This is a genomic window from Sphingomonas sp. (assembly GCF_024508665.1).
GTDB lineage: Bacteria > Pseudomonadota > Alphaproteobacteria > Sphingomonadales > Sphingomonadaceae > Sphingomonas.
The window spans coordinates 1,035,348-1,049,932 of sequence record NZ_JANINP010000007.1 but is presented as its reverse complement, the minus strand read 5'-3'; the positions used below and the strand labels follow the sequence as shown (position 1 = coordinate 1,049,932).

The window sequence follows — 14,585 nt, the reverse complement described above, 5'->3', positions numbered from 1 at the left end:
CCCCCGCTTTCGCGGGGGTGACGGCTATATGTAGCCGGAAGTCTCAGATCTCGACCTGGCTTCCCACCTCGACCACCCGGTTGGTGGGCAGTCGGAAGAATTCCATCGCGCTTTCGGCGTTGCGGAGCATCCAGGCGAACAGTTTCTCGCGCCAGATCGCCATGCCCGGCTTGCTCGACGGCAACAGTGTCTGGCGTGCGAGGAAGAAGCTGGTGTCCATCATCTTGAACTTGTCGCCGCATCCAGTGACCAGCGCCAGCGCCGCGGGCACGTCGGGCTCTTCCATGAAGCCGTAACGCAACACCAGCCGATGGAAGCCGTGGCCGAGATGATCGAGCTTGACCCGCTCGGCCTGTCGCACGAACGGCACGTCGGCGATCTTGACCGTCAGCAGGACGATACGCTCGTGCAGTACCTTGTTGTGCTTGAGGTTGTGGAGCAGCGCATGCGGCACGCCGTCGGCGGTCGAGGTCATGAACACCGCTGTCCCGGGCACCCGGGTCGCCGACGTCGCGGCCGACGAGATGAACACCTTGATCGGCATCGCCGCCTCACGCAACCGCGCCATCATCAGATGCCGCCCCTTGGCCCAGGTCGTCAGAATGGTGAAGACGATCAGCCCGACCAGGAGCGGGAACCAGCCGCCATCCGGAATCTTGGTCAGATTGGCGGTCAGATAGGCGCCGTCGACCAGGAAGAAGAGGCCGAGCAGCGGGATCGCCGCCCATTTCGGCCAATGCCACAGGCGGAACAGTACGACCCCCAACAGGCAGGTATCGATCGTCATCGCGCCGGTGACCGCGATACCATAGGCGCTGGTCAAGTTGGACGAGGTGCGGAAGAACAGCACCAGGATGATGACCATCGACATCAGCAGCCAGTTGATCAGCGGGATATAGATCTGGCCGGCGGTCGCGGCGCTGGTATGCTCGATCCGGAGGCGGGGCACGAAGCCGAGCTGGATCGCCTGCTGCGTCACCGAAAAGGCACCCGAGATCACCGCCTGCGACGCGATCACCGCGGCCGCGGTCGCCAGGATGACGAGCGGCAACTGCAACCACACCGGCGCCAGCAGATAGAACGGGCTTTCCAGCGCGGGCGCTCCGTCGCGCGTCAGTAACGCCGCCTGCCCCATATAATTGAGGATCAGCGCGGGGAGCACGAAGCACAGCCAGGACATGCCGATCGGCCTGCGCCCGAAATGCCCCATATCGGCATAAAGCGCTTCCGCGCCGGTCACCGCCAGCACCACCGAGCCCAGCGCCAGGAAGGCGCGGACCGGATCGAGCAGGAAGAATTCGACGGCATAAGTCGGCGAGAATGCCCACAGCACTTCGGGCGATTTGGCGACGCTGAGCGCGCCGAGCAGCGCGATCGCCAGGAAATAGAACAGCATGATCGGACCGAAGAACAGCCCCACCTTGGCCGTGCCGCTCTGCTGGATCGCGAACAGGAAGATCAGGATCGCGATCGCGATCGGCAGGACGAAATGCGCCATGCCCGGCTGCGCCACCGCGAGACCTTCGACCGCCGACAAGACCGACACCGCCGGGGTGATCATCGAGTCGCCATAGAAAAGTGACGTCGCGAACACGCCGAGCAGGATGATGCCCGCGGTCCATTTCTTGGTCTGCGCCTTGCTGGAAATGAGCGCGAGCAACGCCAGGCTGCCGCCCTCGCCCTTATTGTCGGCGCGCATGATGATCGCGACGTACTTGATCGTCACCACCACCATCATCGACCAGAACATCAGGCTGGTGACGCCCATGATATGCGCGTGGTCGAGGCTGAGCTTGTGATGCCCGGCGAAGGTCTCGCGAAAGGCATAGAGCGGACTGGTGCCGATATCGCCGAAGACGATGCCGATCGCACCGACGGCGAGCTTGATCAGCCCGTCATTGCCATGGGCATGCGCGTGGCCGGCGTGCGCGTCGTCGTCGCGCCCGTCGGTTACTGCGATGGAAGGATTGGCCGCGCTCACGGCACGCGCCGCGCGTTCGCACGAAAGGTCATGATGACCGTATGAAGCCCCTGTTTACGGTGGCGGCGCCCTAGCATTGCGCAGGAACGCTCGCAACGGCGCATTGGATGCGCCAACTCGTTATGGGTCAGCCGGCCGCTCATGGGCGACGGATGACCTCGCGAATGACGAAATGCGACGCCAGCCGCGTCACGCCGGGCAGGCGCGACAGCGTTTCGCGATGGATCCGCTCGAAACTGTCGTCGCGCGTCACCTCGACATGGAGCATGTAATCGGCCTCGCCGCTCATCAGGAAACAGTCGCGTACTTCCGGACATTCTTTGATCTCTGCCTCGAATGCCGCCATCGTCTCCTGCCGCTGGTCGCGGAGCGTGACGTTGACCATGACCACCGCGGGATGTCCCCGGGCTTCATGCGACAGCACCGCGCGAAAACCCGCGATCAGCCCGCGATCGCGCAGGCTGCCGACACGGCGGTGAGCAGCGCTTCCCGACAGGCCTACCGCCTCGCCGAGTTCCGCACTTGTCAGGTCCGAATTGACGACGAGCTGTTTGAGGATCTTGCGATCGAGATGGTCGAGCATTTTTCTCTCACCGAGATATAATCACGCAAACATATCCTGCCAGGGGTCGCCCCTGTCAAAAAACTTGCGAACCTCTCTCGGCTCGTCGGCGCTATTTGCAGCCAAACCCCTCAGGAGAGTTCACATGCGAGTCGGTGTTCCCAAGGAAATCAAGAATCACGAATATCGCGTCGGTTTGACCCCATCGTCGGTCGCCGAACTGCACGCCGCCGGTCACGAGGTCATCGTCGAGACCAAGGCCGGCATGGGCATCGATTTCGAGGACCAGGCCTATATCGACGCCGGCGCGCGGATCGTGCCCGATGCGAAGACCGTGTTCGCCGAGTCGGACATGATCGTGAAGGTCAAGGAGCCGCAGCCCCAGGAAGTGGCGATGCTCGAGCCGCGCCACCTGCTGTTCACCTATCTCCACCTCGCCGCCGACAAGCCGCAGGCCGAGGGCCTGATGAAGTCCGGCGCGACCTGCATCGCCTATGAGACGGTTACAGCGCCGCGCGGCGGTCTGCCCCTTTTGAAACCGATGTCCGAAGTCGCCGGCCGCATGTCGGTCCAGGTCGGCGCGCATTATCTCGAAAAGGAACAAGGCGGCCGCGGCGTCCTGCTCGGCGGCGTGCCCGGCGTGGCGCCGGCCAAGGTCGCGATCCTCGGCGGCGGCGTCTCGGGCGTCAACGCCGCGCAGATGGCGGTCGGCATGCGTGCCGACGTCACCATCTACGACATCAACAACGATCGCCTGGCCGAGCTCGACATGTTCTTCTCGAGCCAAATCAAGACGCAATATGCGTCCAAGTCGGCGATCGCGCAGGCGGTCAGGAACGCGCACCTCGTGATCGGCGCGGTGCTGGTTCCCGGTGCGGCCGCGCCCAAGCTCGTCACGCGCGAGATGGTCAAGACGATGAAGCGCGGATCGGTGCTGGTCGACATCGCGATCGATCAGGGCGGCTGTTTCGAGACCAGCCACGCGACGACGCACGAAGATCCGGTGTTCGAGGTCGACGGCGTGATCCATTATTGCGTCGCCAACATGCCGGGCGCGGTCGCCCGCACCTCGGCCTTCGCGCTCAACAACGCCACCCTGCCCTTCGCGCTCAAGCTCGCCAATCTGGGCGCCGAGGCGGCGATGAAGGCCGATGCGCATCTCGCCAACGGTCTCAACGTCTACAAGGGCAAGATCACGCATCAGGCGGTGGCCGAAGCGCTCGATCTCCCGTTCGAGGCCTGGCGCGCCTGATCAGGCCGAAGGCCCTCTCTGACGATCCGCCCCGCGTTCAGCGTGGGGCGGATTGTTCGCGGGCGATTTCGGCAAGCAGGGCGTCGAGCAAAGCCAGCCGGCGCACGATCTCGTCGCGATAGCTCGCATCCTTGGGGGTCAGATCCAGCGCGTGCTTCCACAGCGGCCGCGCCTTGGCGAATTCTCCGGCGCGAATGTAAGCGAGCCCGAGGAACAAGGGCGGCCCCGGATTCTGCGGCGCCAGCATCATCGCGCGGCGATACGCCAGCAGCGACGCAGGCGACACCACGCCGCGATCGTGCAGCGCGATCACGTTGCCGAGTTCGCTCCACATCGCCGCGTTCTGCGGAGCATAATCGACCCCGCCGGTCAGAGCGCGCGCGGCGAAGTCGGGATCGCCATTGGCCAGTGCGACGTCCGAAATGCCGAAATACATCGATTCGCCACCGAAACGGCCGAAGAAGGTGTCGCGCAGCTTCTTGTACGCGAAGCTCGGCGGCAGCTTGACCGCGTCGGCCGCGACCGGCTGCGCGGCGAGATCCGGCTGACCCTGCCAGGCATAGCCCGCCGCCCCCAGCATCAAGGCGGCCCCGGCCAGCGGCCACAGCGTCCGCGGCAAGCGCAACACGGCGAGCAGCGCCGCCGTCATCAGCCCGATCAGCGCGAGCATGATCCAGCCCATCAGCGCTTCCTCCTGAAGCTCGAGCGCGCGATGACGATTCCGATCGCGAGCAGCACGAAAGGCGCCGCCCAGAGCGGCCAGGTCGCGCCGCCCAATGGCGGGTCATAACTGATATAATCGCCGTAACGCTGGATCAGCCAGCCGCGCACCTGCTCCGGGCTCTCCCCGGCTTTGATCCGCTCGCGGATCAGCGAGCGCATGTTGCCGGCGATGTCGGCATTACTGTCGGAGATCGCCTGGCCCTGGCATTCGACGCAGCGGATCGTCTCCATCAGCGCCTTGGCCTGCGCCTCCTTGGCTGGGTCGCTGAGCTGGGTGTCGGCGAGCGGGGCCTTTTCGGCGAGCGCGGGGGTGATTGCGGCCAACATCAGCCCCAAAGCCATCGTCACCCCGGCCTTGTGGCGGGGTCCATCGCGCCGCAAGCGCAGGCCTTTCGACTTCACGCGACTCGCCCGCCTCTCGTCGAGTGGCGACACAAGGCCGGCATGACGGTTGGAGAGACTCACTTCATCCCCCGCCACGTCTTGAGGATGTCGTCGACCTGATCATCCTGCAGATTGCTGACATATTGCCGTACGATCCGCCCGCGCCCATCGATCAGGAAGGTCTCCGGCACGCCGGACGAGCCCAGGGCGATCTGGACCTGACTGGCCTTGTCGTTGCCGATCCGCTGATAGGGGTCGCCGTTGCGGTCGAGAAACGTCTGTATCGCCTCGGGCGTGTCGTTGATCGCGATACCGTCGATCGGCACGCCGGCGGCTTTCAATTTCATCAATTCCGGCGCCTCGGCGATGCACGGTACGCACCAGCTGGCGAACACGTTGATCAGGCGCGGCTTGCCGCCACCGAAGCTGGAGCGCGCGACGCCCGGCTTGTTCGGCAGCATCGCCGGCAGCGTGAAATCGGGCAGCGGCTTGTCGACCATCGCCGAGCGCACGGTGCGGTCCGCCGGCTTGAACAGCCCGAGCGCGACCAGGCCGAACAGCGCCGCGAACAGCAGGAGCGGCAGCCAGAGCAGCATGCGCCTCACGCCCCTGCCTCCTCATATTCGTCGTAGACGGCCCGCTTGCGACGGCGGATCCGGCCAAGGAACGACAAGGCGCCGCCGAGCCCGATCAATGCCCCGCCCAGCCAGATCAAGGTGACGAACGGCTTCCACCACAAGCGGACCTGCCATCCGCCCTTGCCGTCGGCCTGGCCGAGCACGGTGTAGAGCTGGCCGTCGAGCCGGGTCGCGATCGCGCTTTCGCTGGTCGTTGTCGGCGGGCTGGCGAAGAAGCGCGACTGCGGCGACAGGATGAACGGCTTGCCGTTCTCGCCGCGGCGGATGCTGAGATCGGCGGCGATCGCCGACCAATTGGGCCCGACCACCGGACGTATGCCGGTCATGGTGACCAGATAGGGCCCGACGGCGCGCGTCTCGCCCTGCCGCAGCACCGCCAGGGTTTCCTTGGTGAAGGCGCTGTCGCTCGCCATCCCCGCCAGGCTCACCGCGACACCCAGGTGCGCGACCACCATGCCCCAGGTGAAAAGCGGGGTACGGCGCAAATTGCGTCCCCATAACGGCGCGACGCTGGCCACCGCGAGCCCGGCGGCAAGCACAAGGGCCGCCAGCGGCAACACGCCCGCGCCCCAGGCGAACGGCACCAGCACGATCAGGGCGGCGCAGGATGCCGCGACCGGCCAGGTCATCCGCTTGAGCAATGCCTGCGTCTCGTCGCGCCGCCAGCGCAGCAGCGGCCCGATCGCGACGAACACGACCAGTGCCAGCGCCACCGGCCCCACGGTCTTGTCGAAGAACGGCTTGCCGACCGACAATTGTACGCCCCAGCCCGCCGCCGCGAGCGGATAGAGTGTGCCGATCAGCACGATCCCCAGGATCACCGACAGGAGCAGGTTGTTGACCACCAGCGCGCCTTCGCGGCTGACCAGCGCGAAGGTATTGCCTTGCCGCACGGTGCCGATCCGCGCCGCGAACAGCGCCAGCGCGCCACCGATATAGATTGCCAGCAGCGCCAGCAGGAACGCGCCGCGTTTCGGATCGACGGCAAAGGCGTGCACGCTGGTCAATATGCCCGAGCGGACCAAGAACGTCCCGATCATGCTCATCGAAAAGGCAACCACCGCCAACATGATCGTCCAGGCGCGCAAGCCGTCGCGCGTCGCCAGCACCGACACCGAATGGAGCAAGGCGGTCGCCGCGAGCCAGGGCATCAGGCTGGCATTCTCGACCGGATCCCAGAACCACCAGCCGCCCCAGCCGAGCTCGTAATAGGCCCAATAGCTCCCGGCGGTGATGCCGATCGTCAGGAAAATCCAGGCGCCCAGCACCCAGGGGCGCATCGCGCGGGCAAAGGCCGGTCCGACGTCGCGCGTGACCAGCGCGCCGACCGCGAACGAGAACGCCACCGAGATGCCGACATAGCCGACGTACAAGGTCGGCGGATGGAATGCCAAGCCGGGGTCCTGAAGCAGCGGGTTGAGGCCGTTGCCGTCGGGCGGCGACGGAAACAGCCGTGCGAACGGGTTGGAGGCGAACAGCAGGAAGGCGTAGAACCCCATCGCGATGAGTGCCTGCGCTCCGATCGTCGCGTTGAGCGTGCGCGTATCGAGCTGCCGTTCGAAGATCGCCACGGCCGCGCCGGCCAGCCCCAGGATCGTCACCCAGAGCAGCATCGATCCTTCGTGATTCCCCCAGGCGCCGGCGATCTTGTAGATCATCGGCTTGAGCGAATGGCTGTTCTCCGCGACCAGCAGCACCGACATGTCGGACTGGACGAACACCAGGATCAGGCACAGCATCGCCAGCGCCGTCAGCACGCCTTGCGCGATCGCCACCGGACGCACCGCCCGCGCCATCTCCGCTCGACCGCCAAGCACCGCGCTCGATGCGAGCACGAGTTGCAACACCGCCATGACGGCGGCGAGCCACAATGCCGCCAGTCCCCCTTCGGCGATCATTGCTTGAGCGACCTCGTCTCGTGGAGCTTGCCGGCCATTTCTGGCGGCTGGTATTTCTCATCGTGCTTGGCGAGCAGATTGGTCGCGACGAAGCTGCCGTCGGGCTGGAACTGCCCCTCGGCGACGACGCCGGACTTCTCGCGGAACAGATCGGGCGCGATGCCCTTGAAGCTCACCGGCGTGCTGGCGGCGCCGTCGGTCACCACGAAGTCGAGCGTCACGCCGTCGGCGGCGCGCTTGATCGACCCGGCCTCGACCAGGCCGCCGAGCCGTACCGCCTTGCCCAAGGGCAGCCCCTGTTTCTTCACGTCGGACGGCGCGTAGAAGAACGCCGCCTGGTCCTTGAGCCCGGACAAGGCGAGCGCGCTTGCCCCGGCGATCGCCAGGATCGCCAGCCCCGCGAGCCATAGTCGCTGATGCTTCGGCTTCACTTGCGCTCGCGCTCCACGGCGCGCATCGCGGCATAGCTCCAGCCGATCAGCGCGATCGTCGCGCCGAGCGTCAGGCCGTAAGCCGCCGCCACGAACAGCCACTGGTTCATGCCGCCATCCTCCGCATCCTCGCCTCGCGCCGTTCGCGCGCCAGCATCGCGCGCATCCGCATCAATACGATGCCGGCGAACAGGAAAGTGAAGCCAGCGAGCGTGAACCACAGCGGCCACAGCATCGAGGAGTCGATCGTCGAGTTGGTCAGCCCGATGCTTTCGCCCTGATGGAGGGTATTCCACCACACCACCGAATAGCGAATGATCGGCAGCAGCACCGTGCCCGCGATGCCATAGATCGCCGGCAGCCGCCCGTCCCCGCCACGATCGGCGTCTGCGCGCGCCAGCGCCATATAAGCGAGATAGACGAAGAACAGCAGCAACATGCTGGTCAGCCGGCCGTCCCACTCCCACCAGGTACCCCAGGTCGGCCGCCCCCAGATCGATCCGGTGGCGAGGCACAGGAACGCGAACACCGCGCCGGGCAAGGCGATCGCACGCGCGGCGATACGCGCCAAAGGATGCCGCCAGACGAGATAGGATAGGCTGGCGATCGCGATCCCGCTCCAACCGCCCATCCCCAACCAGGCGGTCGGCACGTGGATGTACAGGATCCGCACGCTGTCGCCCTGCAGATAATCGGGCGGCGTCTGGGTGAGTCCGGCCCAGCAGCCGAACAGCGTCAACACCGCGCCCACCAGCAGGAGGGCCGGCGTCAGCGGACGTGCCAGGCGCAGGAAACGCGCGGGATTGGCGAGGGCGTGAAGACTAGCCACGGCTGACGGCCCTACGCAAAGTTCGACCGACAGTCACCCCGTCCATCTACTTATATCGACCCGAAACGAGCGGCGGTAACGACGCTGCGCTTGGCTTGCGCGCCTCAGCCCCGCCCGATCAGTCGCCGGGCAATCGCATCCGCGACGTCCGATGCCGGTTCGCCCGTACGGTCGCTTTCGTCCCACACTTCGACCAGGCGCTCGGGAATCCGCGCGATCCGCGCCTCGACCTCGGCGCGGTCGCCCTGGCCGAGATATTCCAGGCCGACATTGATGATGCCGCCGGCGTTGATCACGTAATCGGGCGCGTAGAGAATGCCGCGCGCATGGAGTCGCGAGCCGTCCTCGCGCGTCGCGAGCTGGTTGTTGGCGCCGCCCGCGATCACCTTGGTGTTGAGCGCCGCGATCGTCTCGGCGGTCAGGATCGCGCCGAGCGCGTTGGGGCTGACGATGTCGGCTTCGAGCGTGAGGATCTCTTCGGTCGGCACGGTCGCGGCGCCCAGTTCGGCCGCCAGCGCCTTCGCCTTGTCGATGTTGACGTCGGCCAGCGTCAGCTTGGCCCCGTCGGCGGCGAGCAGCCGCGCGAGACCGCCGCCCACGCTGCCCACGCCCTGGATCGCGACATGCACGCCCGCCATCGAATCGACGCCGAGGCCACGCTTCGCCGCCGCCTTGACGCCCTGATAGACGCCGCTCGACGTGAACGGGCCCGGATCGCCGCCCGCGCCGCCGGCGGCCACCGGCAGGCCGGAGACGTGCTTGGTCCGCGTCGCGATGATTTTCATGCTCGCTTCGGACATGCCGACATCCTCGGCCGTCACGTAGCGCCCGCCGAGCGACTCGACCGCGGCGCCGAACGCCTCGAGCTGGGCCTGGCTGATCACCTCGCCCGGCTTCGACGCCAGTACGACGCCCTTGCCGCCGCCCAGCGGAAGTCCGGCCATGGCATTCTTGTAGCTCATCCCGCGCGAAAGCCTGAGCGCGTCGGTGATGGCGCGATTGGCATCGGCATAATGCCAGAATCGCACGCCGCCCGCCGCCGGGCCGAGATGAGTCGAATGCACCGCGATGATCGCGGTCAGCCCCGCTGCGGGGTCGCGGAACAGATGGACGCCCTCATGGTCGTCGAAATCGGGGAGGTCCCAAACGGATGTCATGCTCGCTCCGGCCCGGCAAAGAAAATTACTAAGCCGCGTAATATTGTTTTAGAGCGGCAATGGCCAGCCCGAATGTGCCGGGAGCGCCAAAATGGCTGGGATGATGGGGCGACCGACGGGACTTGAACCCGCAACTTCCGGCATCACAAGCCGGCGCTCTAACCAATTGAACTACGGTCGCCGTGAACGCGCGCCCCTAGCGGCACCGACCGGTGCAGGTCAAGGCTGACGACGCGGGATGATTTGATTACGATCGGCTTCATGTCGTCCGCACATGCCCCGGCTCCGGTCAATCTCGGCTCGGGCCATCCCTCCGAACCCGTAATCGCGCATATCATGACGCAGCCCGGCGTTCAGCGCACGCCGAGCCCCAAGCTCACTTTGTTCCAACGGCGCGGCTTCATCGCTTCCGACCTGTGCGAGGCGCTGATGGCGTTGATCGACGCGCAACGGCGACCGTCGACCGTGTCGGATTATAATGGCGACGCTGCCTTTAGAACGAGCGAAACCTGCGACCTCGATGCGGCGATTCCCGTCGTCGCCGAACTGGAGCGGTTGATCACCCGATTCGTCGGCCTCGACCCGGCGCATGGCGAACCCATCCAGGGCCAGCGTTATGCGGTGGGTCAGGAGTTCAAGGCGCACACGGACTATTTCGAGCCCGGCGGCATCGACTTCGACACCTATACGTCGGTCGCGGGCAACCGCACCTGGACGGCGATGATCTATCTGAACGAGCCGGAAGCCGGCGGCGCCACGCGGTTCAAGGCGATCGACAAGATCGTCCAGCCCGAAACCGGCAAATTGCTCTGCTGGAACAATCTGCGTCCCGACGGCAGCCCCAATCCGAGCACCATCCATCAGGGCATGAAAGTCCGCGCCGGCACGAAGTACGTCATTACCAAGTGGTTCAGGGAACGCCCCTGGGGCTGGGAGTAAGGGCCTGCGGGGCCGATTGTCACAAGACTTTCATCGAACCGCCACGGCTGAGTCACGCAAGTGCAACTGCGCCGACGCAATCCACTCATAGGGGCCAACGCGACGACGTGGCGGGCGGGAATCACCGACTCGCAGAACGATCGTCGCGAACGGACGGACGGCAACCAGCCGCCGCCTTACCCAGTGGAGCTATTTAAATGGGGATCTCGACCTTGCGGAGCACGCTGCTGGCCAGCGCGCTGATCGCGGTTACCGCCAGCCCGGCTTTCGCCGCCGAAGACCCGAAGGCACCGGCCGCAACGCCCGCCGCCGCGCCGCAGGACGCCGCCCCGGCGCCTGCTGACCAGGCCGCCAACAATGACGGCCTGGCCGACATCGTCGTCACCGCGACGAAGCGCGCGACCAACCTTCAGAAGACGCCGATCTCGATCAGCGTGCTCGACAGCCAAGCCCTGACCGAGCGCCACGTTCTCAGCCTGTTCAACCTCGCCGACGGCTCGGTGCCGTCGCTGCGCGTCGCCACGTTCGAAGCGCGCCAGTCGGCGCTGACCATCGGCATCCGCGGCATCGTCCCCTACGACCAGAACCAGACTGCCCGTGACGGCGGCGTCAGCGTCTATATCGACGGCGTAGCGCTCGGAAAAACCCAGGGCCTGAACGCCGCCCTGTTCGACATCGAGCGGATCGAGGTGCTCAAGGGCCCGCAGGGGACGTTGTTCGGCCGTAATACCGAAGGCGGCGCGCTCTCGCTGGTGACCAAGGCCCCGACCGGCGAGCTCGGCGGGCGCATCGAGGGCGGCGTGGGCAATTATGGCAGCCGCACCGGTGAGATCCATCTCGACCTGCCGGCATTCTACAATATCGCGATCAAGCTCGACGGCGTCTATCAGCACCAGGATCCGACCGTGAAGGATCCGCTCGCGGGTTCGACCGGCTGGAACTTCTACGACCGCAAGGGCGGCCGCGCGGCGGCCCGCTGGACCCCGTTCGAAGGCTTCACGGCGGACTTCGCCTATGACTATGCCAAGGACGAGAATACGCCGAACTACAGCCAGTTGCTGAGCTACAACCCGAACCACTATCCGGTCGGCGTCTACGTCAACACCGCCGCCGCGGGTGCGGCGCCGGTCTACACGCTGATGACTTCCGCCACCGGCGGCGTCGCTTGCGGCGGCACGATCGCGGCCGGTTCGACCAAGCCAATTTGCATTGCGCCGCTCGCGCCGCAGGAAAAGGTTCGCCCGGATCGGCAGGCAGTGGCCGATATCGGCGTACCGCAGCAACCGAGCGTCGACATCACTCACGGTGTCTCGGCCAATCTGAAGTATGCAGTGGCACCGTGGCTCGAGCTGCGCTCGATCACCGCGTGGCGCGGCGTTTCGACCGACCAATGGGACAATTCGGGCGGCGCGGCGCGCAGCACTTTCGCTCCGAACGCGAATTTCAGCCGCTACAGCCTGTCGTTCCTGCGCCAGCACCAGTTCAGCCAGGAATTCCAGGCGGTCGGCAGTTCGAACGGCTTCGACTATGTCGTCGGCGCCTATTATTTCACCGAGCATGCGACGGAATACGCCGCCACGCCGCTCAGCAATCTGTGGAACGTGGACGGCACGGGCAACACTATTCGCAGCCCGATCACTCCCGGCACCATCACCTCGGCGAATTCGGGCTATCAGCCCTATGACCCCTCGTGCATCAACACGCTGGCGGCGACCGTGCCGCAATTCGCGAACAGCTGCCAATTCATCACCCGCGCCAGCGAAGCGTACGATCACAATTACTCGGTGTTCGGCAATCTGACCTACACACCCGAAGGCGCGAGCTTCCTGCACTTCACCGCCGGCGGCCGCTGGACCAAGGACAAGCGCCGTGGGCAACTCTACGTCGTCAACAACAAGTCCAACCTGGCGAATCCGGGCGTTACGACGGTCGCCTCGCCGTTCACTTTTTCGAACAGCATCAGCCGCTTCGACCCGATGTTCAACATCGCGTTCGATGCGAGCAAGGACATTCACTTCTACGCCAAATACTCGACCGGTTTCCGCGCCGGTGGTGCCAACGACCGGTCGCAGAGCTTCAACGCCTTCGGTCCGGAAGCGGTGAAGTCGTATGAAATCGGCGCCAAGATGGAGTTCCTCGACCGCCGCGTTCGTCTGAACCTGGCCGGGTACATCATGGATCGAACCAATACACAGTTCGACTTCGACCTTTACGACACCAACGCGCAAAGCCCGACCAACGGGTCGCACATCGAGCAGACCCAGAATGCCGGCAACAGCAAGATCCGCGGCATCGAAGCCGATCTGACGGTCCGGCCGGTTGCCGGGCTGACGCTCGCCGCCTCCTATGCCTATACCTATTGGAAGGCGCCGAGCGCGGTGAATTCGATCACCGGCGGCCTGCCGCAGCAGCTCTACATCGTCTACACGCCGAAGAATGCCGCATCGGGCTCGATCGATTACTCGATCCCGATCGGCAAGGGCGACACGGCGGTCAGCCTGCACCTCGACGCCAATTATGCGAGCAGCCAGTACAGCTTCCAGCTTGAACCGACGAAGACCGATCCGAGCTTCGTCGTCAATGGCCGCCTTGCGCTGACCGACATCGCCATCAATGCGAGCAACAAGGTCACGCTCTCCGTGTGGGCGCGCAACCTGCTCGACCATACCTATGTCTATCGTCGCTCGGCAGCGAACTCGTCGCCGGTCCTCAATTACAACGGGACCACGCTGGTTTCGACCAACTATGGCGGCATCCTGGGCGACTACGGCAATTTCAATTCGCCGCGGACCTGGGGCTTCGAGCTCAGCGCGAAGTTCTGATCCCCGGATCAGGATAAAAGGGGAAAGGCGGCTTCCGAAAGGAGGCCGCCTTTTTTGTGCGGTTCCGAAACGCCCGATCGTCGATGGGCCGCCATTTTCTCGGCTTCTGCCCCGCCCAAGGTCGAAACACGCACCCCGGCCATCTTTTGCCTTCCCCGCACCCGTTAATTCCACTATCGTGGAAATATGGAAATCAAGATTGCCGTCACAGCCCTCTCCGCACTCGCGCATCAAGGCCGTTTGTCCGTGTTCCGTATGCTGGTGCAGGCGGGTCACGAGGGCATTCCAGCCGGTGAGATCGCGCGCCGGTTGGACGTGCCGGCAAACACGCTTTCGGCCAATCTCACCATCCTCGGCCATGCCGGGCTGGTCGACAGCCGCCGCGAGGGGCGATCGATCATCTACTCGGCGCGATACGAGACGATGACCGCCCTGCTCGAATATCTGATGGAGGATTGTTGCGGCGGATCGCCCGAAATCTGCGCGTCGCTGGCGGACGTGGCGCTGCGTGGGCGCTGCGGCGCGGGAGGCGCCGCGTGACCGACATCATCATCTATCACAATCCAGATTGCGGCACATCGCGCAACACGCTGGCGATGATCCGCAATGCCGGCATCGAGCCGCACGTCATCGAATATCTCAAGACCCCGCCCTCGCGTGCGATGCTGTCGCAGCTGATCGAGCGTGCGGGACTGATGCCCCGCCAAATTTTGCGCGAGAAGGGCACGCCTTATGCGGAGCTCGGACTTAGCGAAGCGAGCCTGTCGGATGAAGCGCTGGTCGACGCGATGATGGCCCATCCGATCCTGATCAACCGTCCGCTGGTGGTGTCGCCGCTTGGCGTGCGGCTGTGCAGGCCGTCCGAAGTCGTTCTCGATATCCTGCCGACGCCGCAGCGGGGGGCCTTTGCCAAGGAGGACGGCGAGCAGGTCGTCGATAAGCACGGCCGGCGCGCGAATCCATGAGCGA

Annotated in this window: 14 protein-coding genes and 1 tRNA gene; 5 read left to right on the top strand and 10 right to left on the bottom strand. The window is 65.3% G+C overall.

The features are described from left to right. Positions 1-43 precede the first annotated feature (43 nt). Together Q0L25_RS20220 and Q0L25_RS20215 are read right to left on the bottom strand one after the other, a co-directional pair. A complete protein-coding gene (locus Q0L25_RS20220; RefSeq protein WP_296617810.1) occupies positions 44-1,960 on the bottom strand; it encodes a potassium transporter Kup in 1,917 nt (638 codons plus the stop codon). 160 nt (positions 1,961-2,120) lie between these two features. Beyond that, on the bottom strand, positions 2,121-2,564 hold the full coding sequence (locus tag Q0L25_RS20215; RefSeq protein ID WP_066585647.1) for an Lrp/AsnC family transcriptional regulator: 444 nt from the start codon (positions 2,562-2,564) through the stop codon (positions 2,121-2,123). A gap of 124 nt (positions 2,565-2,688) precedes the next feature. On the opposite strand from Q0L25_RS20215, the gene ald reads away from it, so the two are divergent. Continuing rightward, complete coding sequence (ald, locus tag Q0L25_RS20210) at positions 2,689-3,795, top strand: alanine dehydrogenase (protein WP_296617445.1); 1,107 nt, start codon at positions 2,689-2,691, stop codon at positions 3,793-3,795. A gap of 37 nt (positions 3,796-3,832) precedes the next feature. On the opposite strand, the gene Q0L25_RS20205 is transcribed toward ald, so the two are convergent. The 8 genes from Q0L25_RS20205 to Q0L25_RS20170 all read right to left on the bottom strand — a co-directional run bounded on the left by Q0L25_RS20205 (position 3,833) and on the right by Q0L25_RS20170 (position 10,036). Further along, positions 3,833-4,477: a hypothetical protein gene (locus Q0L25_RS20205; RefSeq protein ID WP_296617443.1), complete on the bottom strand. Its 645-nt coding sequence runs from the start codon at positions 4,475-4,477 to the stop codon at positions 3,833-3,835. Then, positions 4,477-4,860, bottom strand: coding sequence for a cytochrome c-type biogenesis protein (locus tag Q0L25_RS20200; protein WP_296617808.1), 384 nt, complete (start codon positions 4,858-4,860; stop codon positions 4,477-4,479). The genes Q0L25_RS20205 and Q0L25_RS20200 overlap by 1 nt, the downstream gene beginning before the upstream one ends. Positions 4,861-4,979: 119 nt before the next feature. Further along, a complete protein-coding gene (locus Q0L25_RS20195) occupies positions 4,980-5,507 on the bottom strand; it encodes a redoxin family protein (RefSeq protein WP_296617441.1) in 528 nt (175 codons plus the stop codon). Further along, positions 5,504-7,438 carry a heme lyase CcmF/NrfE family subunit gene (locus Q0L25_RS20190; RefSeq protein WP_296617440.1) on the bottom strand — a complete coding sequence of 645 codons (1,935 nt, stop codon included), beginning with the start codon at positions 7,436-7,438 and terminating at the stop codon, positions 5,504-5,506. The genes Q0L25_RS20195 and Q0L25_RS20190 overlap by 4 nt, the downstream gene beginning before the upstream one ends. Then, complete coding sequence (gene ccmE, locus Q0L25_RS20185) at positions 7,435-7,869, bottom strand: cytochrome c maturation protein CcmE (protein WP_066585634.1); 435 nt, start codon at positions 7,867-7,869, stop codon at positions 7,435-7,437. The genes Q0L25_RS20190 and ccmE overlap by 4 nt, the downstream gene beginning before the upstream one ends. 106 nt (positions 7,870-7,975) lie before the next feature. Further along, on the bottom strand, positions 7,976-8,698 hold the full coding sequence (gene ccmC / locus Q0L25_RS20180) for a heme ABC transporter permease CcmC (protein ID WP_296617435.1): 723 nt from the start codon (positions 8,696-8,698) through the stop codon (positions 7,976-7,978). 104 nt (positions 8,699-8,802) lie between these two features. Continuing rightward, the gene (locus tag Q0L25_RS20175) at positions 8,803-9,855 is read right to left on the bottom strand and encodes a Glu/Leu/Phe/Val dehydrogenase dimerization domain-containing protein (protein WP_296617433.1); all 1,053 of its coding nucleotides are present in this window, start codon (positions 9,853-9,855) and stop codon (positions 8,803-8,805) included. Between the two features lie 104 nt (positions 9,856-9,959). Next, positions 9,960-10,036, bottom strand: a tRNA-His gene (locus Q0L25_RS20170). A gap of 80 nt (positions 10,037-10,116) precedes the next feature. On the opposite strand from Q0L25_RS20170, the gene Q0L25_RS20165 reads away from it, so the two are divergent. From Q0L25_RS20165 to arsC, 4 genes are all read left to right on the top strand, one after another. Further along, entirely contained in the window at positions 10,117-10,794 is a 678-nt protein-coding gene (locus Q0L25_RS20165; RefSeq protein WP_296617432.1) for a 2OG-Fe(II) oxygenase, read from the top strand. A gap of 197 nt (positions 10,795-10,991) precedes the next feature. Continuing rightward, positions 10,992-13,616: a TonB-dependent receptor gene (locus Q0L25_RS20160; RefSeq protein WP_296617429.1), complete on the top strand. Its 2,625-nt coding sequence runs from the start codon at positions 10,992-10,994 to the stop codon at positions 13,614-13,616. 186 nt (positions 13,617-13,802) lie between these two features. Then, positions 13,803-14,156: a helix-turn-helix transcriptional regulator gene (locus tag Q0L25_RS20155; RefSeq protein ID WP_296617427.1), complete on the top strand. Its 354-nt coding sequence runs from the start codon at positions 13,803-13,805 to the stop codon at positions 14,154-14,156. Next, positions 14,153-14,581, top strand: coding sequence for an arsenate reductase (glutaredoxin) (gene arsC, locus Q0L25_RS20150; RefSeq protein WP_296617425.1), 429 nt, complete (start codon positions 14,153-14,155; stop codon positions 14,579-14,581). Before Q0L25_RS20155 ends, arsC begins: the two co-directional genes overlap by 4 nt. Positions 14,582-14,585: the final 4 nt, after the last annotated feature.

Excerpts from the sequence above, each read along its gene's own strand:
- Q0L25_RS20215 (WP_066585647.1), bottom strand. The coding sequence starts at position 2,564 with ATGCTCGACCATCTCGATCGCAAGATCCTCAAACAGCTCGTCGTCAAT.
- ald (WP_296617445.1), top strand. The coding sequence starts at position 2,689 with ATGCGAGTCGGTGTTCCCAAGGAAATCAAGAATCACGAATATCGCGTC.
- Q0L25_RS20205 (WP_296617443.1), bottom strand. The coding sequence starts at position 4,477 with ATGGGCTGGATCATGCTCGCGCTGATCGGGCTGATGACGGCGGCGCTG.
- Q0L25_RS20200 (WP_296617808.1), bottom strand. The coding sequence starts at position 4,860 with ATGGCTTTGGGGCTGATGTTGGCCGCAATCACCCCCGCGCTCGCCGAA.
- Q0L25_RS20190 (WP_296617440.1), bottom strand. The coding sequence starts at position 7,438 with ATGATCGCCGAAGGGGGACTGGCGGCATTGTGGCTCGCCGCCGTCATG.
- Q0L25_RS20175 (WP_296617433.1), bottom strand. The coding sequence starts at position 9,855 with ATGACATCCGTTTGGGACCTCCCCGATTTCGACGACCATGAGGGCGTC.
- Q0L25_RS20165 (WP_296617432.1), top strand. The coding sequence starts at position 10,117 with ATGTCGTCCGCACATGCCCCGGCTCCGGTCAATCTCGGCTCGGGCCAT.
- Q0L25_RS20160 (WP_296617429.1), top strand. The coding sequence starts at position 10,992 with ATGGGGATCTCGACCTTGCGGAGCACGCTGCTGGCCAGCGCGCTGATC.
- Q0L25_RS20155 (WP_296617427.1), top strand. The coding sequence starts at position 13,803 with ATGGAAATCAAGATTGCCGTCACAGCCCTCTCCGCACTCGCGCATCAA.